Raw genomic sequence first — 18,066 nt, forward strand, 5'->3', positions numbered from 1 at the left:
TAGGGCCTGACCGGCCCAACCCGCAGAGCGGGCCCGGCTGGTGGGACACAGGCTCGACGCATGAAGACCCCCATCCCTTCTTTTGCGTGGGGTGTTCCCGGCTTCGGCCGGGGCGGAAAAACGCATCTCGGGGCTGCTCTGACCGGTCATGTGTACACGGATGCTGTGTCTACGTACGGAACTTCGGAACTTCGGAACTTCGGACGCTTGAGTGCACGCACGCTAGCGGTCGCGGGCCCCGGCCGGTATGCCCGGCCGGGAAGGCGGCCGCACCCGTCTGGAAAGATGCGGTGCGTCATGGTTCAGATACCGAAGCCGCAGTCCGCCCGCACATCACGGGAGTCCGCCGCGCCGAGTCCGGCGCCGACGAGCGCCGACGTCGCCCGGCTCGCCGGGGTCTCGCGCGCCACCGTCAGCTACGTCCTGAACAACACCAGCGCCGTCAGAATCAGTGAACCCACCCGCCGCCGCGTCCACGAGGCCGCGAAGGAGCTCGGCTACGTGCCGCACGCGGCGGCCCGCAGCCTGCGCGCCGGGCACACCCGCATCGTCCTGATGCCCTCCCCGAGCGTCCCCGCCGGACCGCTCTACAACACGTTCTTCAACGACCTCCAGTGGGCGCTGAGCCGCCTCGACTACACGGTCGTGCAGTACGGCAGCGTCAGCCTGCGCGGCGACGACGCGGCGCGCGCCTGGGCGGAGCTGCGCCCGGTCGCGGTGCTCACACCGCCCGACCTGGGCACCGAGGGCGTCGAGGTGCTCCGCCGCTCCGGGGCCAGGGCCGTCATCACGGTCGGCCCGGAGCGCGCCGAGGGCGCGCACGCGCTGCTCATGGACCACCGTGAGGTCGGCCGCAGCGCGGGCGCCCACCTCGTCGAACGCGGCCGGCGCCGCATTGGCGTCGTACTGCCGACGGAGCCCGGCCTCGACCACTTCGCGTGGCCGCGCCTGGAAGGCATCCGGAGCGAGGTCCTCGGTGCCGGCGCCGGGGTCTTCGAGCTGCCCCTCACCTACGACGAGGATGCGGCGGCCCAACTGGTGCCGAGGATCAGGGAGTTGGGGCTCGACGCCGTGTTCGCGTACAACGACGAGTACGCGATGCTCCTGATGCGGGCGCTCCAGGACGCGGGCGTCGGCATTCCGGAGGAGACTGCTGTCATCGGGGCCGACGACCTCATGCTCGGGCGGCTGCTGCGGCCCCGGCTGAGCACGGTCCGTATCGAGCTGCCGTCCGGGCAGGAGCTCGCCGCGCTCGTCGACCGCCTGGTACGCGACCCGTGCGCCGTCACCGAGTCGTACGACATGCTCCGGGCCCGCGTCGTGGCGAGACAGTCGACCTGACGGCCGAGGTCCCGTATGGCCCAGGCGACTAGGATGTTGCGTGCTCAACAAGATGGGCCGGCGCACCGTCCCGCGCGCGGCCCCGGAGATCAGTGACCGATCGGAGATCCGGCATGCCCCTGCTCGACCCGAAGACCTGGCAGGCCCGTCCGCTGTCGGGCGATGAGCACGAGGTCACGGAGCCCGCCACGGGCGAGCGCCTCGCCACCGTCACGCTCGCCTCCCCGGACGACGTCCGCACCGCGGCGAAGGCCGCCGCAGCGGCCCAGGGCGACTGGGCCCGGCAGCCCCACTTCGCGCGCGCGGCCGTCCTGCGCCGCGCGGGCGATCTGTTCACCGAGCACGCCGACGAGCTGCGCACCTGGCTCGTGCGCGAGTCGGGATCGATCCCGGGCAAGGCCGACTTCGAGCTGCACGTCGCCGCCCAGGAGTGCTACGAGGCCGCGGCCCTCGCGTCCCGGCCCACCGGCCAGGTCCTGCCCAGCGAGGCGCCCCGCCTTTCGTACACACGCCGCGTCCCGGCCGGTGTCGTCGGCGTCATCGCCCCGTTCAACGCCCCGCTCATCCTCTCCATCCGCTCCGTCGCCCCGGCCCTCGCGCTCGGCAACGCCGTCGTCCTCAAGCCGGACCCGCGCACGGCGGTCTGCGGCGGTCTCGCCCTGGCGGCCGTCCTCGCTGCCGCGGGTCTTCCGGAGGACGTCCTGCACGTGCTGCCCGGTGGGGCGGACGCGGGCCAGGCGCTCGTCGCCGACCAGGACATCCCCGTGATCTCCTTCACCGGCTCCACCGGCGCGGGCCGGGCCGTCGGCGAGGCCGCGGGGCGTCACCTCAAGCGCGCGCACCTGGAACTCGGCGGCAACTCCGCCCTGATCGTCCTGGCGGACGCCGACCTCGACGCCGTCATCTCCACCGCGGCCTGGGGCTCCTTCTTCCACCAGGGCCAGATCTGCATGACGACCGGCCGCCACCTCGTCCACGCCTCGCTCTACGAGGAGTACGTCGAACGCCTCGCCGCGAAGGCCGACTCCCTCGCCGTCGGCGACCCGCACCGCGAACAGGTCCACCTCGGCCCCGTCATCGACGCGGCCCAACTGGCCAAGATCCACGGCCTGGTGGAGGCCAGCACCGCCACGGGCGCGAAGCTCGCCGCTGGCGGCACGCACCGCGACCTCTTCTACCGGCCGACAGTCCTCGCGGGCGTCGACGACAGCACCCCCGCGTACGCAGAGGAGGTCTTCGGCCCTGTCGCACCCGTCCGGTCCTTCACCGACACCGACGAGGCGGCCGCGCTGGCCGCCGCGAGCCCGTACGGCCTCTCCCTCGGCATCGTCACCCGCGACCCGGCGCGCGGACTCGACCTCGCCGAGCGCATCCCCACCGGCATCGTCCACATCAACGACCAGACGGTGAACGACGAGGCGGTCGCCCCGTTCGGCGGGGTCGCGGCGTCCGGCACGGGCGCCCGCTTCGGCGGCGAGGCGAACATCGAGGCGTTCACCGAGACCCGGTGGACGACGGTGCGCGGCGACGTGGCGGGCTACCCGTTCTGACCCCACGCACGCGAACGTGAAACGGCCGCCGGACCCGTACGGAAGTACGGGCCCGGCGGCCGTCGGTATGAGGGGTGGCGTCAGGCCGGCTCGCCGCCCGCGCCGTCCTCGCCCGCCTTGGCCTGCTGCTCGGCGATCGACTTGCGCACCTCGTCCATGTCCAGCTTCCTGGCCTGGCCGATCACGTCGTCCAGGGCCTCCTGCGGAAGCGCGCCGGGCTGGGCGAACACGGCGACCTGGTCACGGACGATCATCAGCGTCGGGATCGACTGGATACCGAACGCCGACGCGAGCTCCGGCTGGGCCTCCGTGTCGATCTTGCCGAAGACCAGGTCCGGGTTGGCTTCAGCGGCCTTCTCGTAGACGGGCGCGAACTGCTTGCACGGCCCGCACCACGACGCCCAGAAATCGATCAGCACGAACCCGTTGTCCGTGACCGTCTGGTCGAAGTTCTCCTTGGTGAGCTCAACGGTGGTGCTGCTCATGATGTGTCCTCTTCCTGCTTCCTGGTTGCGGTGCTGAAGCCGCTGTTCACAACGGTCCCGTTCATGGACGTATTCCGCGCGCGTACCCGTGTGGCCCCGGCGCACACCTGCGACCACACTGGGGGCCATGACGGATGACAACACATACGACGTGGTGGTTCTGGGCGCCGGGCCGGTCGGCGAGAACGTCGCGGACCGGGCACGGGCCGCGGGCCTCAGTACCGCGGTGGTGGAGAGCGAGCTGGTCGGCGGCGAGTGCTCCTACTGGGCGTGCATGCCCAGCAAGGCCCTGCTGCGCCCGGTCATCGCCCGCGCCGACGCCAGGCGTCTGCCGGGCCTGCAGCGGTCCGTGGAGGGTCCGCTGGATGTGCCGGCGGTCCTCGCCCGCCGTGACGAGTACACCTCACACTGGAAGGACGACGGCCAGGTGAGCTGGCTGGAGGCCATCGGCGCCGACCTCTACCGGGGCAAGGGCCGCCTCGCGGGCCCCCGCCGGGTCGCGGTCACCGGGCCCGACGGGACCGAGCACGTCCTCACGGCGCGGCACGCGGTCGCGGTCTGCACGGGCACGCGCGCCGCGCTCCCCGACCTCCCCGGCCTGTCCGACGTCGAGCCGTGGACGAGCCGCGAGGCCACCAGCGCGCAGAAGGTGCCCGGCCGTCTCACCGTGGTGGGCGGCGGAGTCGTCGCCGCGGAGATGGCCACGGCCTGGCAGGCCCTCGGCTCGCAGGTCACGATGCTCGTACGAGGGTCGGGGCTGCTGCCCCGGATGGAGCCCTTCGCCGGCGAACTGGTCACCCAGGCCCTCGTCGAGGCCGGCGCGGAGGTGCGGACCGGCGTCTCCGTGAAGGGGGTCACCCGCGAGGGCGCCACCGTCGTCGCCACCCTGGACGACGGCTCGACCCTGGAGTCCGACGAGATCCTCTTCGCCACGGGCCGGGCGCCCCGCACCGAAGACATCGGCCTGGAGACCGTCGGCCTCGAACCCGGCTCGTGGCTCCCCGTCGACGACAGCCTCCGCGTGGACGGCAGCACCTGGCTGTACGCGGTCGGGGACGTGAACCATCGCGCGCTGCTGACCCACCAGGGCAAGTACCAGGCCCGTATCGCGGGCGCGGCCATCGCGGCCCGCGCCCAGGGCGTCCCGCTCCTGGAGACGGACCGCTGGGGCGCCCACGCGGCGACCGCCGACCACTCCGCCGTCCCGCAGGTCGTCTTCACCGACCCTGAGGCGGGCTCGGCGGGCCTCACCCTCGCGGAGGCCGAGGCGGCGGGCCACCGCGTCCGCGCCGTCGACTACGACATCGCCTCGGTCGCGGGCGCCGGCCTGTACGGCGACGGCTACCGCGGGCGGGCCCGCATGATCGTCGACCTCGACCGCGAGATCCTCCTGGGCGTGACGTTCGTCGGCCCGGGCGTCGGCGAACTCGTCCAGTCGGCGACGGTCGCCGTCGCGGGCGAGGTCCCGATCGACCGCCTGTGGCACGCGGTCCCGTCGTATCCGACGGTGAGCGAGGTGTGGCTGAGGCTGCTGGAGACGTACCGCGGCTGAGGGTTGTCCCAGCGTGCGTGGCTGTCCGGGCGGGTCATGATGCCCTCCGCCCGGACAGTCTCACCCTAGGTGTCAGGACGCGGAGAGTTCCCCGCGGACCGAACGGGCCGCCGCGACCAGGTTCTCCAGGGAGGCGCGGGTCGCGGGCCGGCCGCGGGTCTTCAGCCCGCAGCCGGGGTTGACCCACAGCCGCTCGGCGGGGATCGCCTCAAGTCCCTTGCGCAGCAGGGCCGCAGCCTCGTCGGCGCCGGGCACGCGCGGCGAGTGGATGTCCGCCCTCGCCCGCACTGATCTCACCGACCGCGCGCACCGGCACTGGCACGCCCTGTCCGGCGGCGAGCGCCGGCGCGTCCAGATCGCCCGGGCCCTCTCCCAGCGGCCACGCGAAACCCTTCTGGACGAGCCGACCAACCACCTTGATATCCAGCACCAGTTGGACCTCCTCGACCTGCTCGCCGAACTCCGGCTCACCAGCGTGATCGCCCTGCACGACCTCAATCCGGCCGCGATGTACTGCGACCAGCTCGTCGTACTCCGGCAGGGCCGCGTGTTCGCGGCAGGCGCCCCGAAGACGTACTCACCGAAGAACTCATCGCGAGGGTCTACGGAGTGCGCGCGACGGTCTCCGAGGCCAACGAGCCGGGCGAGCGCCCGTACATTCGCTTCCTGAGAACCTCCGCTTCCTGAGGAGGCCTTGCCCTACCGCAGGTCAGGAGGCCCTGGTGCCGGCCATGGCCAAGGTCACGCCGGGCGGCCCGGTCTTGGCCGTGCGCTCCGCACGCGGTACGGTCTCACCGATATCGACGACGGCACAGCGGAAGCCGGTGGGAATCCGGCACGGTCGCGCCACTGTGAGACGAGCTACTCGCCCGGACGGGCCAGGACCTCGCGAGTCAGACCCGCAGCTGTCGTACTTGTGCACCACCGAGATGGGACGCGAACTCCCAGAGGAGGTCCTGCCATGGCGCAGACCGTCGCTCAGCCGACAGCCACCACCCCCGTTCTTCCCGCAGCGCTGCCCCTGAAGGCGATTGCCCCCTGGGCGGTCTTCTTCGGCATCCTGATGCTGGTCCTTCTCTACTTCGTCGGCGCCGAGCAGGGCGCCACGGCCGTCGTCTCCGGCGAGGGCGTTCATGAATGGGTGCACGACGCCCGCCACCTGCTCGGCTTCCCCTGCCACTGACGAGGGACGCCGCAAAGCTCATGAACTCCGCAACAGTGAGAAACCTTCTCGTACGCGGCATGCTCGCCGGTCTCGGCGCCGGTCTGCTCGCCCTGATCGTCGCCTACCTTCTCGGCGAACCCGGCGTCGACAGCGCCATCAGCTACGAGGAGGCCCACGCACCCGCGCACCACCACGAGGTCGAACTCGTCAGCCGCAGTATGCAGTCCACCGGCGGCCTCGCCACCGGCATGCTGCTCTACGGCATCGCCTTCGGCGGCATTGCCGCCCTCGCGTACTGCTTCGCGCTCGGCCGCGTCGGCCGCTTCACCCCACGGGCCACGGCGCTCCTGCTCGCCGGCACGGCCCTGCTCGCCGTGTACGTCGTGCCGTTCCTGAAGTACCCCGCCAACCCGCCGTCCGTCGGGGACCCCGGCACCATCAGCAAGCGCACGACGCTGTACTTCCTGATGATGCTGCTCAGCGTGCTCCTCGCCGTCGCAGCGGTGATCGTCGGGAAACGGCTCGCTCCCCGCCTGGGCACCTGGTACGCCACCGTGGCAGCGGTCGCGTTCTTCGTCCTCACGATCGGGCTCGCGTACGCGTTCCTGCCGGTCATCAACGAGGTGCCGAAGGACTTCCCCGCCACGCTGCTGTGGCGGTTCCGCACTTCGGCCCTCGCCATCCAGCTCACTCTGTGGACCGGATTCGGCCTGATCTTCGGTGAGTTGGCGCAGCGTCAGCTCGCCCCGCGCACCGGGGCCGTCGCGTCCGGCAAGGCAACTCCCGTACCCCACTGAGAGAACCGCGCCACAGCCAGGACCCAGACAGGCGATCAAGCGCAGAGGGCCGCCGGAACCATCCGGTCGGCCCTCTCGCTTTCTTCCGAGGGCGGAGACCCGCGTGGCCAGACACCCCCAACCGCGCCACATCACACTCGGCGGCCATGAGGCGGTCGCGATCACCCTTGAGGAGTACGAGCAACTGATCGCCACCAGACGGCAGATCGGCGGTCAGAGCGCGCGTGTACGAGTCCTGGCACAGCGGGCGAAGGAGAGCGACGAATTGCTGAGGGAGATCGAGTCGCTCGTCGGCTGCCCGACACATCGCTGCCACGGTGCGCGGGAGCGACGGGGGCAGGCAGGCCAGGACGGCGCGGCGGGCCAAACCGAGGGAGCGACGGACGACATGGGCTGCCTCCGGTGTGCGCTCGCGGCACTGCTCCTGCGCCATCGCGCCTCAACAGGGAGTACGCCGGGGCCAGTTGACGGAGGATGTTGCCCACCGCCGATCGGGTAGCGGTCCGCTACAGATCAGTCCCCGGCGCCCTCTCCCGACGGGCCCAGCGTCCGTCCGAGCCGAAGGTTCCAGCGTCCGGAGCGCCCGCTGACGTCGGTTGCCGTCAGGGGTGGTACGTCGATCCGCCAGAACGCCGATTCGGGCGCGCCGAGGATCGTGCCGGCCGCCGCGCGCACGATCTCCGGCTCGACCACGGCGATCGTGCGCCCGTCGAACTCCGCCGACGCGTCCAGCCAGCGGGCGACCCGTTCGCACAGGGCGCGCACGGACTCCCCTCCGTGCGGGGAGGCCGCCAGGTCGGAAAGCCAGAGGGCAACGCCGTCCGGCTCCTCGGCGCTCACCTCGGCGAGCGTCAGCCCTCGCCAGCGGCCCACGTCGAGCCCGGCCAGCTCCGGTGCCTCGACGGCATCGAGGCCGAGGGCCTTCGCCGTCTCCCGGCAGCGCACGGTGGGGGACACCAGCAGCCGGTCTGCCTTGGGAAGGGTGCCGGCCGCCGCGCGGGCGCGAGCCGCGGCGCTCGCGTCGAGCGAACACCCGTCATCGAACCGCGCCTCCCGCAGAGCCCGGCTCGTAGCGGCTGCGATCAAGGTGACGCGGCTGGTCACGAGTTGAGTCCTGTCCTCGGGGTGTTCGGCACTGCGCCATTGTTGCTCACGTGGGCGCCGGAATTTTGCGAACAACTCTTCGCGAACAACTCTTCGCAATCTAGGGTGAGCGTATGGCCGACTACCCCGAGCCCCCGAGCTCGACCCCGCCTCCGCCCCTCTCTCCGTCTCCGTCTCCGTCGCGCGACGACGTCACGCTCGACACCGCCGCCCTCCGCGTCCTCGCGCACCCCATGCGCCTCGCGCTCCTGAACCGGCTGCGGCGCGAGGGCCCGGCCACCGTGCGCGGACTCGCGGCACACTTCGAACTCGACTCGGGCGCGGCCAGTTACCACCTGCGCAGGCTCGCCGCCGGAGGACTCATCGAGGAGGCCGCCGAGCTCGGCAACAAGCGGGACCGGTGGTGGCGGGCCGTGCACCGGATGTCCCTGCACGACCCGGCCGTACAGGGCGGCGCCGAGGGCAGGGCGTATGTACAGGCCGTGGCGGTCGCGGCCGCCGACACGCTGCGCCGCGCCGCCTCGGAGACGGTCCCCTCGATGCCTGAGGAATGGTTCGAGGCCACCGCCTTCAGCGACTACGAGTTGAACCTGGCCCCTGCCGAACTAGCCGCCCTTAAAGACGAGTTGACCGCCGTCGTCCATCGCTACCGGGACCGCCGCCCCGCCGCGGGCGCCGCCCCCGTCAGTGTCCAGTTCCAGGCGTTCCCACGCGACACCACCGGGTTGTAGCCCCCGTGCGGCCCGCCTTCCGCGACCCCAATATTCTCCGCTGGCTCGGCGCGTACACCTCCTCCGTCACCGGCGACGTCATGTACTACACGGCACTCACCTGGGCCGTCACGAGAAGCGCGGGACCAACGGCGGCGGGAGTCGTGCTCGCGGCCGGCGCGATACCCCGGGCCGTCCTGATGCTCGCCGGAGGCGTACTCGCCGACCGTTTCGGGCCGCGGCGCGTGCTGATCGGCAGCGACGTCGTACGCTGCGCCGCCGTACTCGCCGTCGCGGCGGCAACGTACGCGAGCGGACCGCACCTCGGGTTCCTGCTGCTGCTCGCTGTCTGCTTCGGTGCCGTGGACGCGGTGTTCATGCCCGCGGTCGGCGCGCTCCCGCCTCGCCTCACCGAACCGGGTCAGCTCGCCCGGGTCCAGGGGATGCGTTCCCTCGCGGTGCGCCTCGGCAACGCCGCGGGGCCACTGGCGGCCGCCGTGCTGTTGGCGGCGGGCGGCGCGTCCGGGGCGTTCACCGCGGTGGGCCTCCTCTTCGCGGCCTCCCTCGCGCTCCTGGCAGCCGTACGGGTCCCGGAACCGGTGGGCTCGGCACAGGACGCGGGCGGCCACGCAGAGGGCACCGGCACAGAGGAGCGGCCGTCGCCATGGGCCGAACTCCGCGACGGGCTCGGCTACTTGAGAAGACACCGCAGGCTCAGGCGGCTCGTCGCCGTCATCGGGCTCGGAGAGATGTGCTTCAGCGGTCCGGTCGGGGCCGGCCTCGTTCTCCTCGTGGAAGAACGGGGCTGGGGAGCCGCTCAACTCGCCCTGCCGCTCGCCGCGTTCAGCATCGGAGGCGCGGCCTCCGGACTCGTCCTCACGCTCGCGCGGGCCGTGCCACGGGCCGGGACAGCCGTCGCGGGATCGCTCCTCGCGACGGCGGCCCTCGTCACGGCGCTCGCCGCCCCCGGCACGACCCCCGGGGGAGTGGCCCTCCTGTGTGCAGGGCTCGGCGCGGCGAGCGGGATACCGATGGTCATGGGCCAGGCGCTGCTCCAGAAGGAGACCGAAGCCCGCTACGTCGGCCGCGTCACCTCGGTGACGACCCTGTGCACGCTGGGCCTCAGCCCGCTCGTCTACCCGCTCGTCGGGTTCGCCGCGGCGGCCTGGGGGACCGGAGTGTTCTTCGCCGCCTGCGGCTCCGTCTGTCTCCTCGCGGCAGGCGTCGCAGCGACCCCCGAGGTGCGCTCGGCGCGGCTATGAGCCGGTCTCGTACTCCTTCTTGACGGCGCGCAGGACCACGAACTTCGGGTCGCTGGCGATGAGTTCGCTGTTGCCGAACAGGCGGCGCAGCTTCACGTGGTAGCCGAGGTGGCGGTTGCCGATGACCCACAGCTCGCCGCCCGGGCGCAGCGCGTCGCGCGCGTCGGAGAACATGCGCATGGCCGTGGCGGCGGTCGTCGCCTGGTGCGAGTGGAACGGCGGATTGTTCAGGACCAGGTCCGCACTGCCCGCGGGCAGCTCCGCGAGACCGTCGCCCACGAGGAACTCCGCCCTCGCCTCGGGGTGTTCCGAGGGGTCGATGTTCGCGCGGTACGTCGCCTCGGCCGAGGCCACCGCCTGGAAGGACTCGTCCGTGAACACGATCTCGGCGCGCGGGTTCTCCAGCGCCATCGCCGTACCGACGACGCCGTTGCCGCAGCCCAGGTCCACGACGCGCTCGGCGCCCTCACTGCGGGGCAGATGCTGGAGCAGGAACCGGGTGCCGATGTCGAGGCGCTCCGCGCAGAACACCCCGGCGTGATTGATGACGGTCCGGCCCGACACGGGGCCGACGCCGTCGGGCAGGGCGTACGTGTGCGGCCACGGGTTCCGCGGCCGGGCGAGCGCCGGGAACGGCGTGGTGAAGATGAGCCGCGCCTTCTTCTCGGCGAGGGATGTGTGGGTCGGGCCGATGATCCGCTCGAACAGCTTCAGCGTCGAGGTGTGGATCTCCTTGACCATGCCCGTCCCGATCACCACGGTGCCGTCGTGGACGGCGGGCGCGATGCGGTGCAGCTGGTCCTCGAGGAGCGCCAGGCTCTTGGGGACGCGTACGAGCAGGACGTCCACGCGCTCCGGCGGGGTGTCCTGGGTGGTCAGCATGCGCACGGCGTTCTCGTCGAAACCGGCCCGGTCGAGGTTGGCGCGGGTCGCGCGCTGCCCGAGGTAGGAGTCGGAGATCGCGGTCGGCCGGTCGCAGTGCCCGGCCAGGGATGTGGCGAGGGCGCCCCACCGGTCGCCGATCACGACCACCGACCCCGAAAGATCGGTGGCGCTGTCGGCGAGATGCCGCAGCAGGTACTCGTCCGCGGCATCCCACGCGCGCAGCGGGTCGTGGGAATCCTCGGGGAAGCGGGCGAGGTCGAACTCGCCCCATGACGTCTCGAAACGGTTGCTCATCGTCCCGCCAGGCTAGCGGAGCCGCAGATCAGCGGGGCCGGGGGCGGGGCCGTAGCGTCGCCGAATCGGGGCCGACCGGCCCAGGGCCGGCCCCGGCCGTACGACCGGGGCCGGCCGTACGGCTCAGTCGTCCCCACCGTGCGGCTCAGGCGACCCCACGGTACGGCTCAGGCGCCCCGGCCGTACAGCTCAGGCGCCCCCGGCCGTACAGCTCAGACGTCCCCGGCCGTACAGCTCAGACGTCCCCGAAGTCGCCCGCGAACGCGGCCGCCATCCGCAGATGCGGTCCCGCCTCCTCATGACGCCCCTGGCGCTCCAGGGTGCGGCCCAGCATCAGACGGGCGTAGTGCTCGACCGGGTCACGCTCCACGACCGTGCGCAGCTCGGCCTCGGCGCGGCCCAGCTGGGCGGAGTGGTAGTACGCGCGGGCCAGCAGCAGCCGCGCCGCCACCTGCTCGGGGATCTCGGCGACGAGGTCGTCGAGAATCTGCGCCGCGAGCGTGTACTCCTTGGCGTCGAAGAACTTCCGCGCGCGCTCCCAGCGCTCCGCGGGGGTGCCCTGCGTGTAGTAGTTGACCGTGTTCACCACTGGTGCCTCCTCGACCGCTGTCAACGGCACGGACCCGGCGCATATTCCGTCCTGGTGAGCGCGCGGGTCCACCCGTACGCGTGCCTGACGGGACGGCCGGGACGGGTCTAGGTTGTGAGCCATGAGCAATCTTGATCGCGAGGCGGTGCCGACCATGTGCGGCGGCCGGGGCTTCGTCGTGGCGGAGCCCGTACGTGAACTCCTCTCCCCCCGGCGCGTGAAGCTCGGTGAGTCCACCGAGGTCCGCAGGCTGCTTCCGAACCTCGGCCGCCGCATGGTCGGCGCCTGGGCCTTCGTTGTCAATCAAGGTAAATGACAACCGTGCTGGCCTGCGAGGGATCCGCAGGGCAGCACGGTTGGAACACCTGGATTAGTTCCAGAACTCGCGGACGGCCAGTATGGCGGCCAGTACGAAGCTCAAGATTCCGAAGACAGCGCCCAAGGCTGTACCTGTGTTCGGGCTGGCCACTAGGCGTGCCCACCATCCGACCGGTGTACTCAGCTTCACCTTGCTTCTGAGTGCAAAGTGCGCCGCTGAGTGAGGCACGAACAGGAGAGCAAGACCTGCCCCTAAGTAGGCGATCTTGTCAGTCATGCCGCGAAACGACCCTTGCTGAATCAGTAGGGATACGAGCGTCCACAAGCACAGCGACTGCCATCCTGAACCGTTCCGGGTTCGATAGGGACTCGATCATTTGAGAGGATCGAGTCATGGCACGTCCTTCCCAGTACCCGCTTGAGCTGCGCCGTCGTGCGGTGCGGATGGTCGCCGAGGTGCGGCCCGAGTATGAAACCGAGTGGGCCGCGATGAAAGCGGTCGCCCAGAAACTGGGCATCGGCACGACCGAGACGCTGCGCAAGTGGGTGCGGCAGGACCAGATCGATGCAGGTGCCCGTCCGGGCACTACGACGGAGGAGTCCGCGCAGGTCAAGGCGATGAAGAAGGAGATCGCCGAACTCAAGCGGGCGAACGAGATCTTGAAGGCTGCGGCGTCTTTCTTCGCGGCCGAGCTCGACCGGCCACACACACGCTCGTAGCGTTCATCGACGAGTACAAGGGCCGCTTCGGCGGCGTCGAGCCGATCTGCCGGGTCCTCACCGACCACGACTGCAAGATCGCCCCGTCCACCTACTACGCCCACCACAAACGCCAGGCCAAGCCTGCGGCCCGCACCCTCCGCGACGCCGAGCTGAAGGACCTGATCACCCAGACGTACGAGGCCAACTACCGTGTCTACGGTGCCCGGAAGATCTGGCGGCACCTGAACCGCCAGGATGTCGCGGTGGCCCGCTGCACCGTCGAACGCCTCATGCGTGACCTCGGGATCACCGGCGCGGTCCGCGGCAAGCGGGTGATCACCACGATTCCCGACGTGAGCGCGGAGCGGGCCCCGGACCTCGTGGACCGTGACTTCGTCGCCCCGGCCCCGAACCGTTGCTGGGTCGCCGACTTCACCCACGTCGCCACGTTCGCCGGCGTCGTCTACGTCGCCTTCGTCGTGGACACCTTCTCCCGCCGCATCGTCGGCTGGTCAGCGGCCATCTCGAAGGAGACACGGCTCGTCCTGGACGCTCTCGAGATGGCCCTGTGGCAACGTGATCGCGACCAACACCCCTATCGGAAGGGCGAGTTGATACATCACTCCGATGCCGGGTCGCAGTACACATCGTTCGCACTTGCCGAGCACCTCGAGAAGGCCGGCATCGCCGCGTCGATCGGATCGGTCGGCGACGCGTACGACAACTCCCTGATGGAGTCCACGATCGGACTCTTCAAGACCGAGCTGATCAAGCCCCGCCGACCTTGGAAGACGCTGTCCGAGGTCGAGTTGGCCACTGCTGAGTGGGTCGACTGGTACTGCCACCGCCGACTCCACGGTGAGATCGGGCACATCCCACCCGTCGAATACGAGAACAACTACTACCGAGCAACCACGAAACCCCAGGTCACAGTCACAGCCTAGAGTCTCGATCGAACCCGGAACGGTTCATCCCCACTGCGCCAAGAGCATCAGGGATGTGTACGAGCGAAGAATCTGCGCCCTCTGTAGTTCCTTCTTCAACTCCTTGCCGAGGTCTTCACCCGCGGACCGGCTTTGATGCCTGATGTGTACGTGGGAGTACCAACTTGTCTCCCATGTCGCATAGGCGACGGCGAAAAAGTGCTTGGTCCGCGAGTACCGGTCGCCGAGCTTGACCATTACTTGTGTTTCAGTGGTCGGCTCGGTTACCTGAAGGGTGAGTTCGAGGATCTCGTCGGCATGTTGGGATGCGGCAATGCTGGTCAGGGACGACTCATCGAACTCGAAATCTTTGCCGCGAGCCTGCCAAGACACCTGGGGGTTGTTCAGGGTTTGGGTGGCTATGCCTTCAAGGCGCTGCAGCGCTGTTAGGTTTAAGCGGCACCCGATGTACTTTTCCCGTAGATCCCAGGTCAGCATGCCTGGCAATGTACCGACGCGCGGTGCAGCCTGATGCGCGAAGCAAGATTTTCTCTCCTGCCCACTGCGCTGTTGCTGTCGGTGGGCGTGGGCCTTGCTGCGGTTGATGGCGCTATCGTGTCCGGCCGCGAGGCTTGAGCGGTGTCGCGGGTAGCGTCGGAGCCGCGAGCGGACCACCGGCGTACCCCTTCACCTCGCCGAAGCGGCTGCCCGTCATCCACTCTTCGCGGGCTTGCTCGATCTCTTCCTGCGTGCGGCCGATGAAGTTCCACCACATGATCAATTCCTCGGCGAACGGCTCGCCGCCAAGCAGTACGAGCCCGGCGTCTGACTCAGCGCGCAGAGGCAACTCGGTTCGGCCGCAGCCGAGGTACAGCATCGAGCCGGGCAGCACGGGCACGCCGTCGACGTTCACCTCGCCGGACATGGACAGCACGCCGTACTCGAAGTCGGGTACGAGGGGCAGACGTACGTCGGTGCCGGCCGCGAGCGTGATGTCGGCGCCGACGAGCGGCGTGTAAGTCGTGCCGGGCGACTCGGCGCCGTCGAGCTCGCCGAGGATCACTGTCGCTTCGAGGCCGGGGGCCGTGACGGTGGGCAGTTCGGCGTGATGCTCGAACTTAGGGTCGGTGTGGCGGTGGCTGTCCGGGAGGGCGACCCACAGTTGCGCGCCGTGCAGGAATCGGGCGTGCGACTTCGGGCTCTCTTCCGAGTGGCTGATCGCCCGTCCGGACGTCATGAGTCCCAGCTCGCGGGGCCTGATCGTCTGGAGACTGCCGGTCGAGTCGCGGTGGAGCACTTCGCCGTCGTGCAGCCAACTGACCGTCTGGAGACCCATATGGGGGTGGGGCGGCACCTGCATACCGGGTTCATCAGCGATGTCGTCAGGCCCGTAGTGGTCAACAAATGCCCACGCCGCGATCATGCGGCGTCCGAGGTTGGGCAGCAGTCTGCGTACCTCGGTTGACTCGCCGAGACGTACTCGGCGGGGGCTCAGTAGTTCGCGGACCGGCTCGGCGACGACGAACCCGCGGCCGCCGCACGCGCTCGGTACCGGTTGACGGTCAAGGTTGCTCATGCGGGCCAACTTAGCGGGGATGTGGGCAGTTGGCCGATAGGCCGGAGCCCCGACCCTTGGTCTTGCGGAGACGAGGGGCCGGGGCTCTGCGGTCACCTCTCCATTGTGGGGCAACGGATCGGCGACGTCGGGCTGCCCTTCCCCTGGCGTGGGGGTATGGGCGTTGCTGGTGTTACGCGCGGTTACGCGTGCCAAGGGAAGCATGCGCCCCGGGCATATTTCAAGCCTAAAAGGTCGCGCGCCGCCCCGACCTATCGTGGAGGTCGGGGCGACGACAGCGCAACTATTGGCCTAATGTCCAATATCTCACGAGTCGCTCACCTCGCTCGACGGCAGGCTCCAACTCGGCCCGGAAGGCGTACCGAGCCACACCCGTTGACTGCCCGCTGTGACGCTCACACCGAACTCGGACGGCCCCGGCGCCCCGGCCGCATGCCAGAGCGTGAGAGACCGCTCGACCTCGTCCCACAGCAGCACCGGGCCGCCCTGACGGACCGTCCACCCATCGCCGTCCGGTGACAGCACCGCGAACGAATCGTTCGTCGAGTCGAGCACGTACGTGTTCACGGTGCCGTCGTCGGCCAGCATGGTGAAGAACCGGGCGTTCGGCATGGCGAGCTGCGCCACGAACCCGCTGTCGTAGATGCGCAGCAGCTCGGGCCCATGCGGCGTCGCGCGGGTCTTCCCGTCTTCGAGACCGGGCAGCATGCCGAGGCTCTCAGGCGCGTCCTGCTGCCGAGCGATCATGAAATGCGGCTCGCCCGCGATGAACCGGCCCGTCGCCGTCTGCTCGTCGTCGACGACGAGCCGCACGAGCCCGAGCGAGCGCATCCAACCGCGCAGCGTCGCCAGGATGATCCCGGTCGGCTGCGTCTGCCGTACCCACGTCTCGGGGATGCTCCGCACGCCCATGGTCGCGATCGTGCGATCGGCCGCCTTGTCGAGGCCGGCGCCGTCGAGCCCGTTGCCGGTGACGAGCTGCGGCCGGTAGCCGCAGCGGTCGAGGGCGGCCGCGGCTCGGGCGGCGACACCGGGGTCGGTCTCGACCGAGGTGACCCGGTCGGCACCGAGGCGGCGGCACATGAGCGCGGTCGAGTAGCCGGTGCCCGTGCCGTACTCGGTCACCGTCATCCCGTCATCGACTTCGAGCGCTTCGAGCATGCGCACGACGAGCGAGGGCAGCGTCGAGGACGACGTCGGGTTCGCGTTGCTGATCGGCTGCGGATCCGCCCAGTCGATGTCCCGGCCGTCGAACTGCGTCAGCAGCGTCTCGTCGGCGTACGCCTGCCGCAGCCACGCCTCGTCGCCGACGAGGTCGGGCGTGATCGGTACGTACGTCGTCGCGCCGGGGGTCTCGCTCGGGACGTAAAACCGCGGCACGAACTCGTGCCGGGGGACGTCCTCGACGGCCGCGCGCCACTCGGGCGAGCGCAGCCACCCCTCGTCGACGAGGTGCTCGGCGAGCTCGTGCCGCAGCTCGTACGCCACCTTGGCGAGATCAGGTTCGGTCATGGGTGCCTCGTTCCAAGAGATCGGCAAGCGCCGCGGTCATGGGCAGCCCGGTCGGTAGTTCCATCCATGCCCACTGTCCCGACGGGTTGCACTCGATGAACGCCCACTCGCCGCCGGCGGACAGGGTGAAGTCGAACGCGCCGAAGACGAGCCCGAAGTGCCGCAGGTACGCGAAGAGCGCGCGCTCGACGTCCGGCGGCGCCTCGACCGGCGTATACGTGTGCGTGCGGTAGTCGGTACGCCAGTCGAGCAGACCCGAGTCGATCCGCACCGCGAACACGCGCTCGCCGATCACGGTCACCCGCACGTCGGCGACCTTGTCGACGCGGGCCTGAAACAGGTGCATCGTCCCGGCGACGCTGTCGTCGATCTCGCCGGCGTCGATTTGGTCGACGAGCACGGTCTGCGCCTCGCCGTCGACGAGGTACAGCGGCACCGACAGCGGTTTGAAGATCACCGGTCCGTGTTCCTTGGCGAACGCCCGTGCGTCGTCGGGCCGGTTGGTGATCAGCGTCGGCGGCAGCGTGAACCCGCACGCGGCCGCGGCGGCGAGCCCGGCCGGCTTGTACTCGGCGTCGCCGATGCGGTGCGGGTGGTTGACGTACAGGCAATCGGGCAGCGAGACGAGGACGCCTCCGAGCCCGTACCGGGCCTGCGCGGTAGCGAATCGGGCGTCTTGCTCATCGAGGTGGGGGAACGTGAACCCGGACGGGCGTCGGTAGTACAGCGCCCGTATGCCGTCGAGGTCGGCAACGCGGGTCGGGGTCGCGATGCTTCCCTGCCACCGTGCCGTGCCGCCGCCGATGCGGGCGGAGCACGACAGGGTCGCGGGGAAGTGACCGGAGTCGAACCGCACGACCGGAACACCCCGGCCGTGCAGCTCGGCAACCACGAAATCGGCGGTCGGGTCGTCATCGTTCGTGACGACCGCGACCGGGCGGGCATCGTGTGTCACTGGTCGGTGTCGTTCCCGGTGTCCGTGTCGCCGCCGCCCTGACCGTCGGGCGACGTGCCGGTCGAGGGGTTGGTGCCGCTGCTCGTGCCGTGACCCGGCGACATCACCGGGACGCCGGCCGCGTTGAAGTAGCGGCCCGTCTGCGTGACCGGGTCGATCTCGACGCGGGTGTGCAGCGGAGCCTCGCCGGTCGGGTACGCGGCCAGTCGGCGCAGCCCCCACGGGGCGGGCGTGAGATGCCCCTGCGGGAGCGGGGTGCCGGTCGGGATTCGGTCTGCGTGGTTGAACATCGCGTGCCTTTCCTGTCGTTGGATCGGTCGGGTCGTGCGATGGAGCACCGCCCCCG

The 18,066-nt window shown here is 70.3% G+C and carries 18 protein-coding genes and 3 pseudogenes; 10 read left to right on the top strand and 11 right to left on the bottom strand.

The genetic code is table 11. From position 1 onward, the window contains the following. Positions 1-297 precede the first annotated feature (297 nt). Positions 298-1,341: a LacI family DNA-binding transcriptional regulator gene (locus ACY0PA_RS37680; protein WP_473081878.1), complete on the top strand. Its 1,044-nt coding sequence runs from the start codon at positions 298-300 to the stop codon at positions 1,339-1,341. Between the two features lie 113 nt (positions 1,342-1,454). Continuing rightward, positions 1,455-2,891 (top strand): benzaldehyde dehydrogenase, encoded by a 1,437-nt coding sequence (locus ACY0PA_RS37685; RefSeq protein WP_473081879.1) that lies wholly within the window; start codon positions 1,455-1,457, stop codon positions 2,889-2,891. 80 nt (positions 2,892-2,971) lie between these two features. Here ACY0PA_RS37685 and trxA read toward each other — a convergent pair whose 3' ends face one another. Then, a complete protein-coding gene (trxA, locus tag ACY0PA_RS37690; RefSeq protein WP_473081880.1) occupies positions 2,972-3,376 on the bottom strand; it encodes a thioredoxin in 405 nt (134 codons plus the stop codon). Between the two features lie 127 nt (positions 3,377-3,503). Here trxA and ACY0PA_RS37695 point away from each other — a divergent pair, with 127 nt between their 5' ends. After that, positions 3,504-4,928, top strand: coding sequence for a dihydrolipoyl dehydrogenase family protein (locus ACY0PA_RS37695; protein WP_473081881.1), 1,425 nt, complete (start codon positions 3,504-3,506; stop codon positions 4,926-4,928). Between the two features lie 72 nt (positions 4,929-5,000). On the opposite strand, the pseudogene ACY0PA_RS37700 reads toward ACY0PA_RS37695, so the two are convergent. Further along, a pseudogene (locus ACY0PA_RS37700) lies at positions 5,001-5,201 on the bottom strand (hypothetical protein); the annotation flags it as partial. Between ACY0PA_RS37700 and ACY0PA_RS37705 the strand changes: the two are divergent. From ACY0PA_RS37705 to ACY0PA_RS37715, 3 genes and pseudogenes are all read left to right on the top strand, one after another. Next, positions 5,200-5,615: pseudogene (locus tag ACY0PA_RS37705) on the top strand (ABC transporter ATP-binding protein); the annotation flags it as partial. The pseudogenes ACY0PA_RS37700 and ACY0PA_RS37705 sit on opposite strands and share 2 nt — an antisense overlap. Before the next feature lie 274 nt (positions 5,616-5,889). After that, positions 5,890-6,111: a CbtB domain-containing protein gene (locus ACY0PA_RS37710; RefSeq protein ID WP_100593014.1), complete on the top strand. Its 222-nt coding sequence runs from the start codon at positions 5,890-5,892 to the stop codon at positions 6,109-6,111. Between the two features lie 20 nt (positions 6,112-6,131). Then, positions 6,132-6,890 carry a CbtA family protein gene (locus tag ACY0PA_RS37715; RefSeq protein WP_473081882.1) on the top strand — a complete coding sequence of 253 codons (759 nt, stop codon included), beginning with the start codon at positions 6,132-6,134 and terminating at the stop codon, positions 6,888-6,890. Between the two features lie 513 nt (positions 6,891-7,403). On the opposite strand, the gene ACY0PA_RS37720 is transcribed toward ACY0PA_RS37715, so the two are convergent. Next, on the bottom strand, positions 7,404-7,994 hold the full coding sequence (locus ACY0PA_RS37720; RefSeq protein WP_473081883.1) for a histidine phosphatase family protein: 591 nt from the start codon (positions 7,992-7,994) through the stop codon (positions 7,404-7,406). A 113-nt stretch (positions 7,995-8,107) separates the two neighbouring features. Between ACY0PA_RS37720 and ACY0PA_RS37725 the strand changes: the two genes are divergently transcribed. Next, on the top strand, positions 8,108-8,725 hold the full coding sequence (locus ACY0PA_RS37725; protein WP_473081884.1) for a winged helix-turn-helix domain-containing protein: 618 nt from the start codon (positions 8,108-8,110) through the stop codon (positions 8,723-8,725). Positions 8,726-8,730: 5 nt separating this feature from the next. After that, complete coding sequence (locus tag ACY0PA_RS37730; RefSeq protein WP_473081885.1) at positions 8,731-9,966, top strand: MFS transporter; 1,236 nt, start codon at positions 8,731-8,733, stop codon at positions 9,964-9,966. Here ACY0PA_RS37730 and ACY0PA_RS37735 read toward each other — a convergent pair. Both ACY0PA_RS37735 and ACY0PA_RS37740 read right to left on the bottom strand, forming a co-directional pair. Then, positions 9,961-11,145 (bottom strand): methyltransferase, encoded by a 1,185-nt coding sequence (locus tag ACY0PA_RS37735; protein WP_473081886.1) that lies wholly within the window; start codon positions 11,143-11,145, stop codon positions 9,961-9,963. The two genes, ACY0PA_RS37730 and ACY0PA_RS37735, sit on opposite strands and share 6 nt — an antisense overlap. 235 nt (positions 11,146-11,380) lie before the next feature. Further along, positions 11,381-11,764 carry a tetratricopeptide repeat protein gene (locus ACY0PA_RS37740; protein ID WP_473081887.1) on the bottom strand — a complete coding sequence of 128 codons (384 nt, stop codon included), beginning with the start codon at positions 11,762-11,764 and terminating at the stop codon, positions 11,381-11,383. A 91-nt stretch (positions 11,765-11,855) separates the two neighbouring features. On the opposite strand from ACY0PA_RS37740, the pseudogene ACY0PA_RS37745 reads away from it, so the two are divergent. Next, positions 11,856-12,044: pseudogene (locus ACY0PA_RS37745) on the top strand (pirin family protein); the annotation flags it as partial. Between the two features lie 60 nt (positions 12,045-12,104). Here ACY0PA_RS37745 and ACY0PA_RS37750 read toward each other — a convergent pair. Further along, positions 12,105-12,329, bottom strand: a complete 225-nt coding sequence (locus tag ACY0PA_RS37750; protein WP_473081888.1) for a hypothetical protein — start codon at positions 12,327-12,329, stop codon at positions 12,105-12,107. A gap of 116 nt (positions 12,330-12,445) precedes the next feature. On the opposite strand from ACY0PA_RS37750, the gene ACY0PA_RS37755 reads away from it, so the two are divergent. After that, a protein-coding gene (locus ACY0PA_RS37755; protein WP_473081889.1) for an IS3 family transposase occupies positions 12,446-13,698 on the top strand; the annotation gives its coding sequence in 2 pieces (ribosomal slippage) (positions 12,446-12,728 and positions 12,728-13,698; 1,254 coding nt in all). Between the two features lie 24 nt (positions 13,699-13,722). On the opposite strand, the gene ACY0PA_RS37760 is transcribed toward ACY0PA_RS37755, so the two are convergent. The 5 genes from ACY0PA_RS37760 to tgmA all read right to left on the bottom strand — a co-directional run bounded on the left by ACY0PA_RS37760 (position 13,723) and on the right by tgmA (position 18,010). Next, positions 13,723-14,175 (bottom strand): hypothetical protein, encoded by a 453-nt coding sequence (locus tag ACY0PA_RS37760; protein WP_473081890.1) that lies wholly within the window; start codon positions 14,173-14,175, stop codon positions 13,723-13,725. Between the two features lie 112 nt (positions 14,176-14,287). After that, positions 14,288-15,253 carry a pirin family protein gene (locus ACY0PA_RS37765; protein ID WP_406337400.1) on the bottom strand — a complete coding sequence of 322 codons (966 nt, stop codon included), beginning with the start codon at positions 15,251-15,253 and terminating at the stop codon, positions 14,288-14,290. A gap of 306 nt (positions 15,254-15,559) precedes the next feature. Beyond that, a complete protein-coding gene (gene tgmC, locus ACY0PA_RS37770; RefSeq protein WP_473081891.1) occupies positions 15,560-16,765 on the bottom strand; it encodes an ATP-grasp peptide maturase system methyltransferase in 1,206 nt (401 codons plus the stop codon). Continuing rightward, a complete protein-coding gene (gene tgmB / locus ACY0PA_RS37775; protein WP_473081892.1) occupies positions 16,752-17,720 on the bottom strand; it encodes an ATP-grasp ribosomal peptide maturase in 969 nt (322 codons plus the stop codon). Before tgmB ends, tgmC begins: the two co-directional genes overlap by 14 nt. Beyond that, on the bottom strand, positions 17,717-18,010 hold the full coding sequence (gene tgmA, locus ACY0PA_RS37780; protein WP_389534951.1) for a putative ATP-grasp-modified RiPP: 294 nt from the start codon (positions 18,008-18,010) through the stop codon (positions 17,717-17,719). The genes tgmB and tgmA overlap by 4 nt, the downstream gene beginning before the upstream one ends. Between the last annotated feature and the right edge of the window lie 56 nt (positions 18,011-18,066).

The organism is Streptomyces sp. DS1-CR2, from assembly GCF_055760475.1.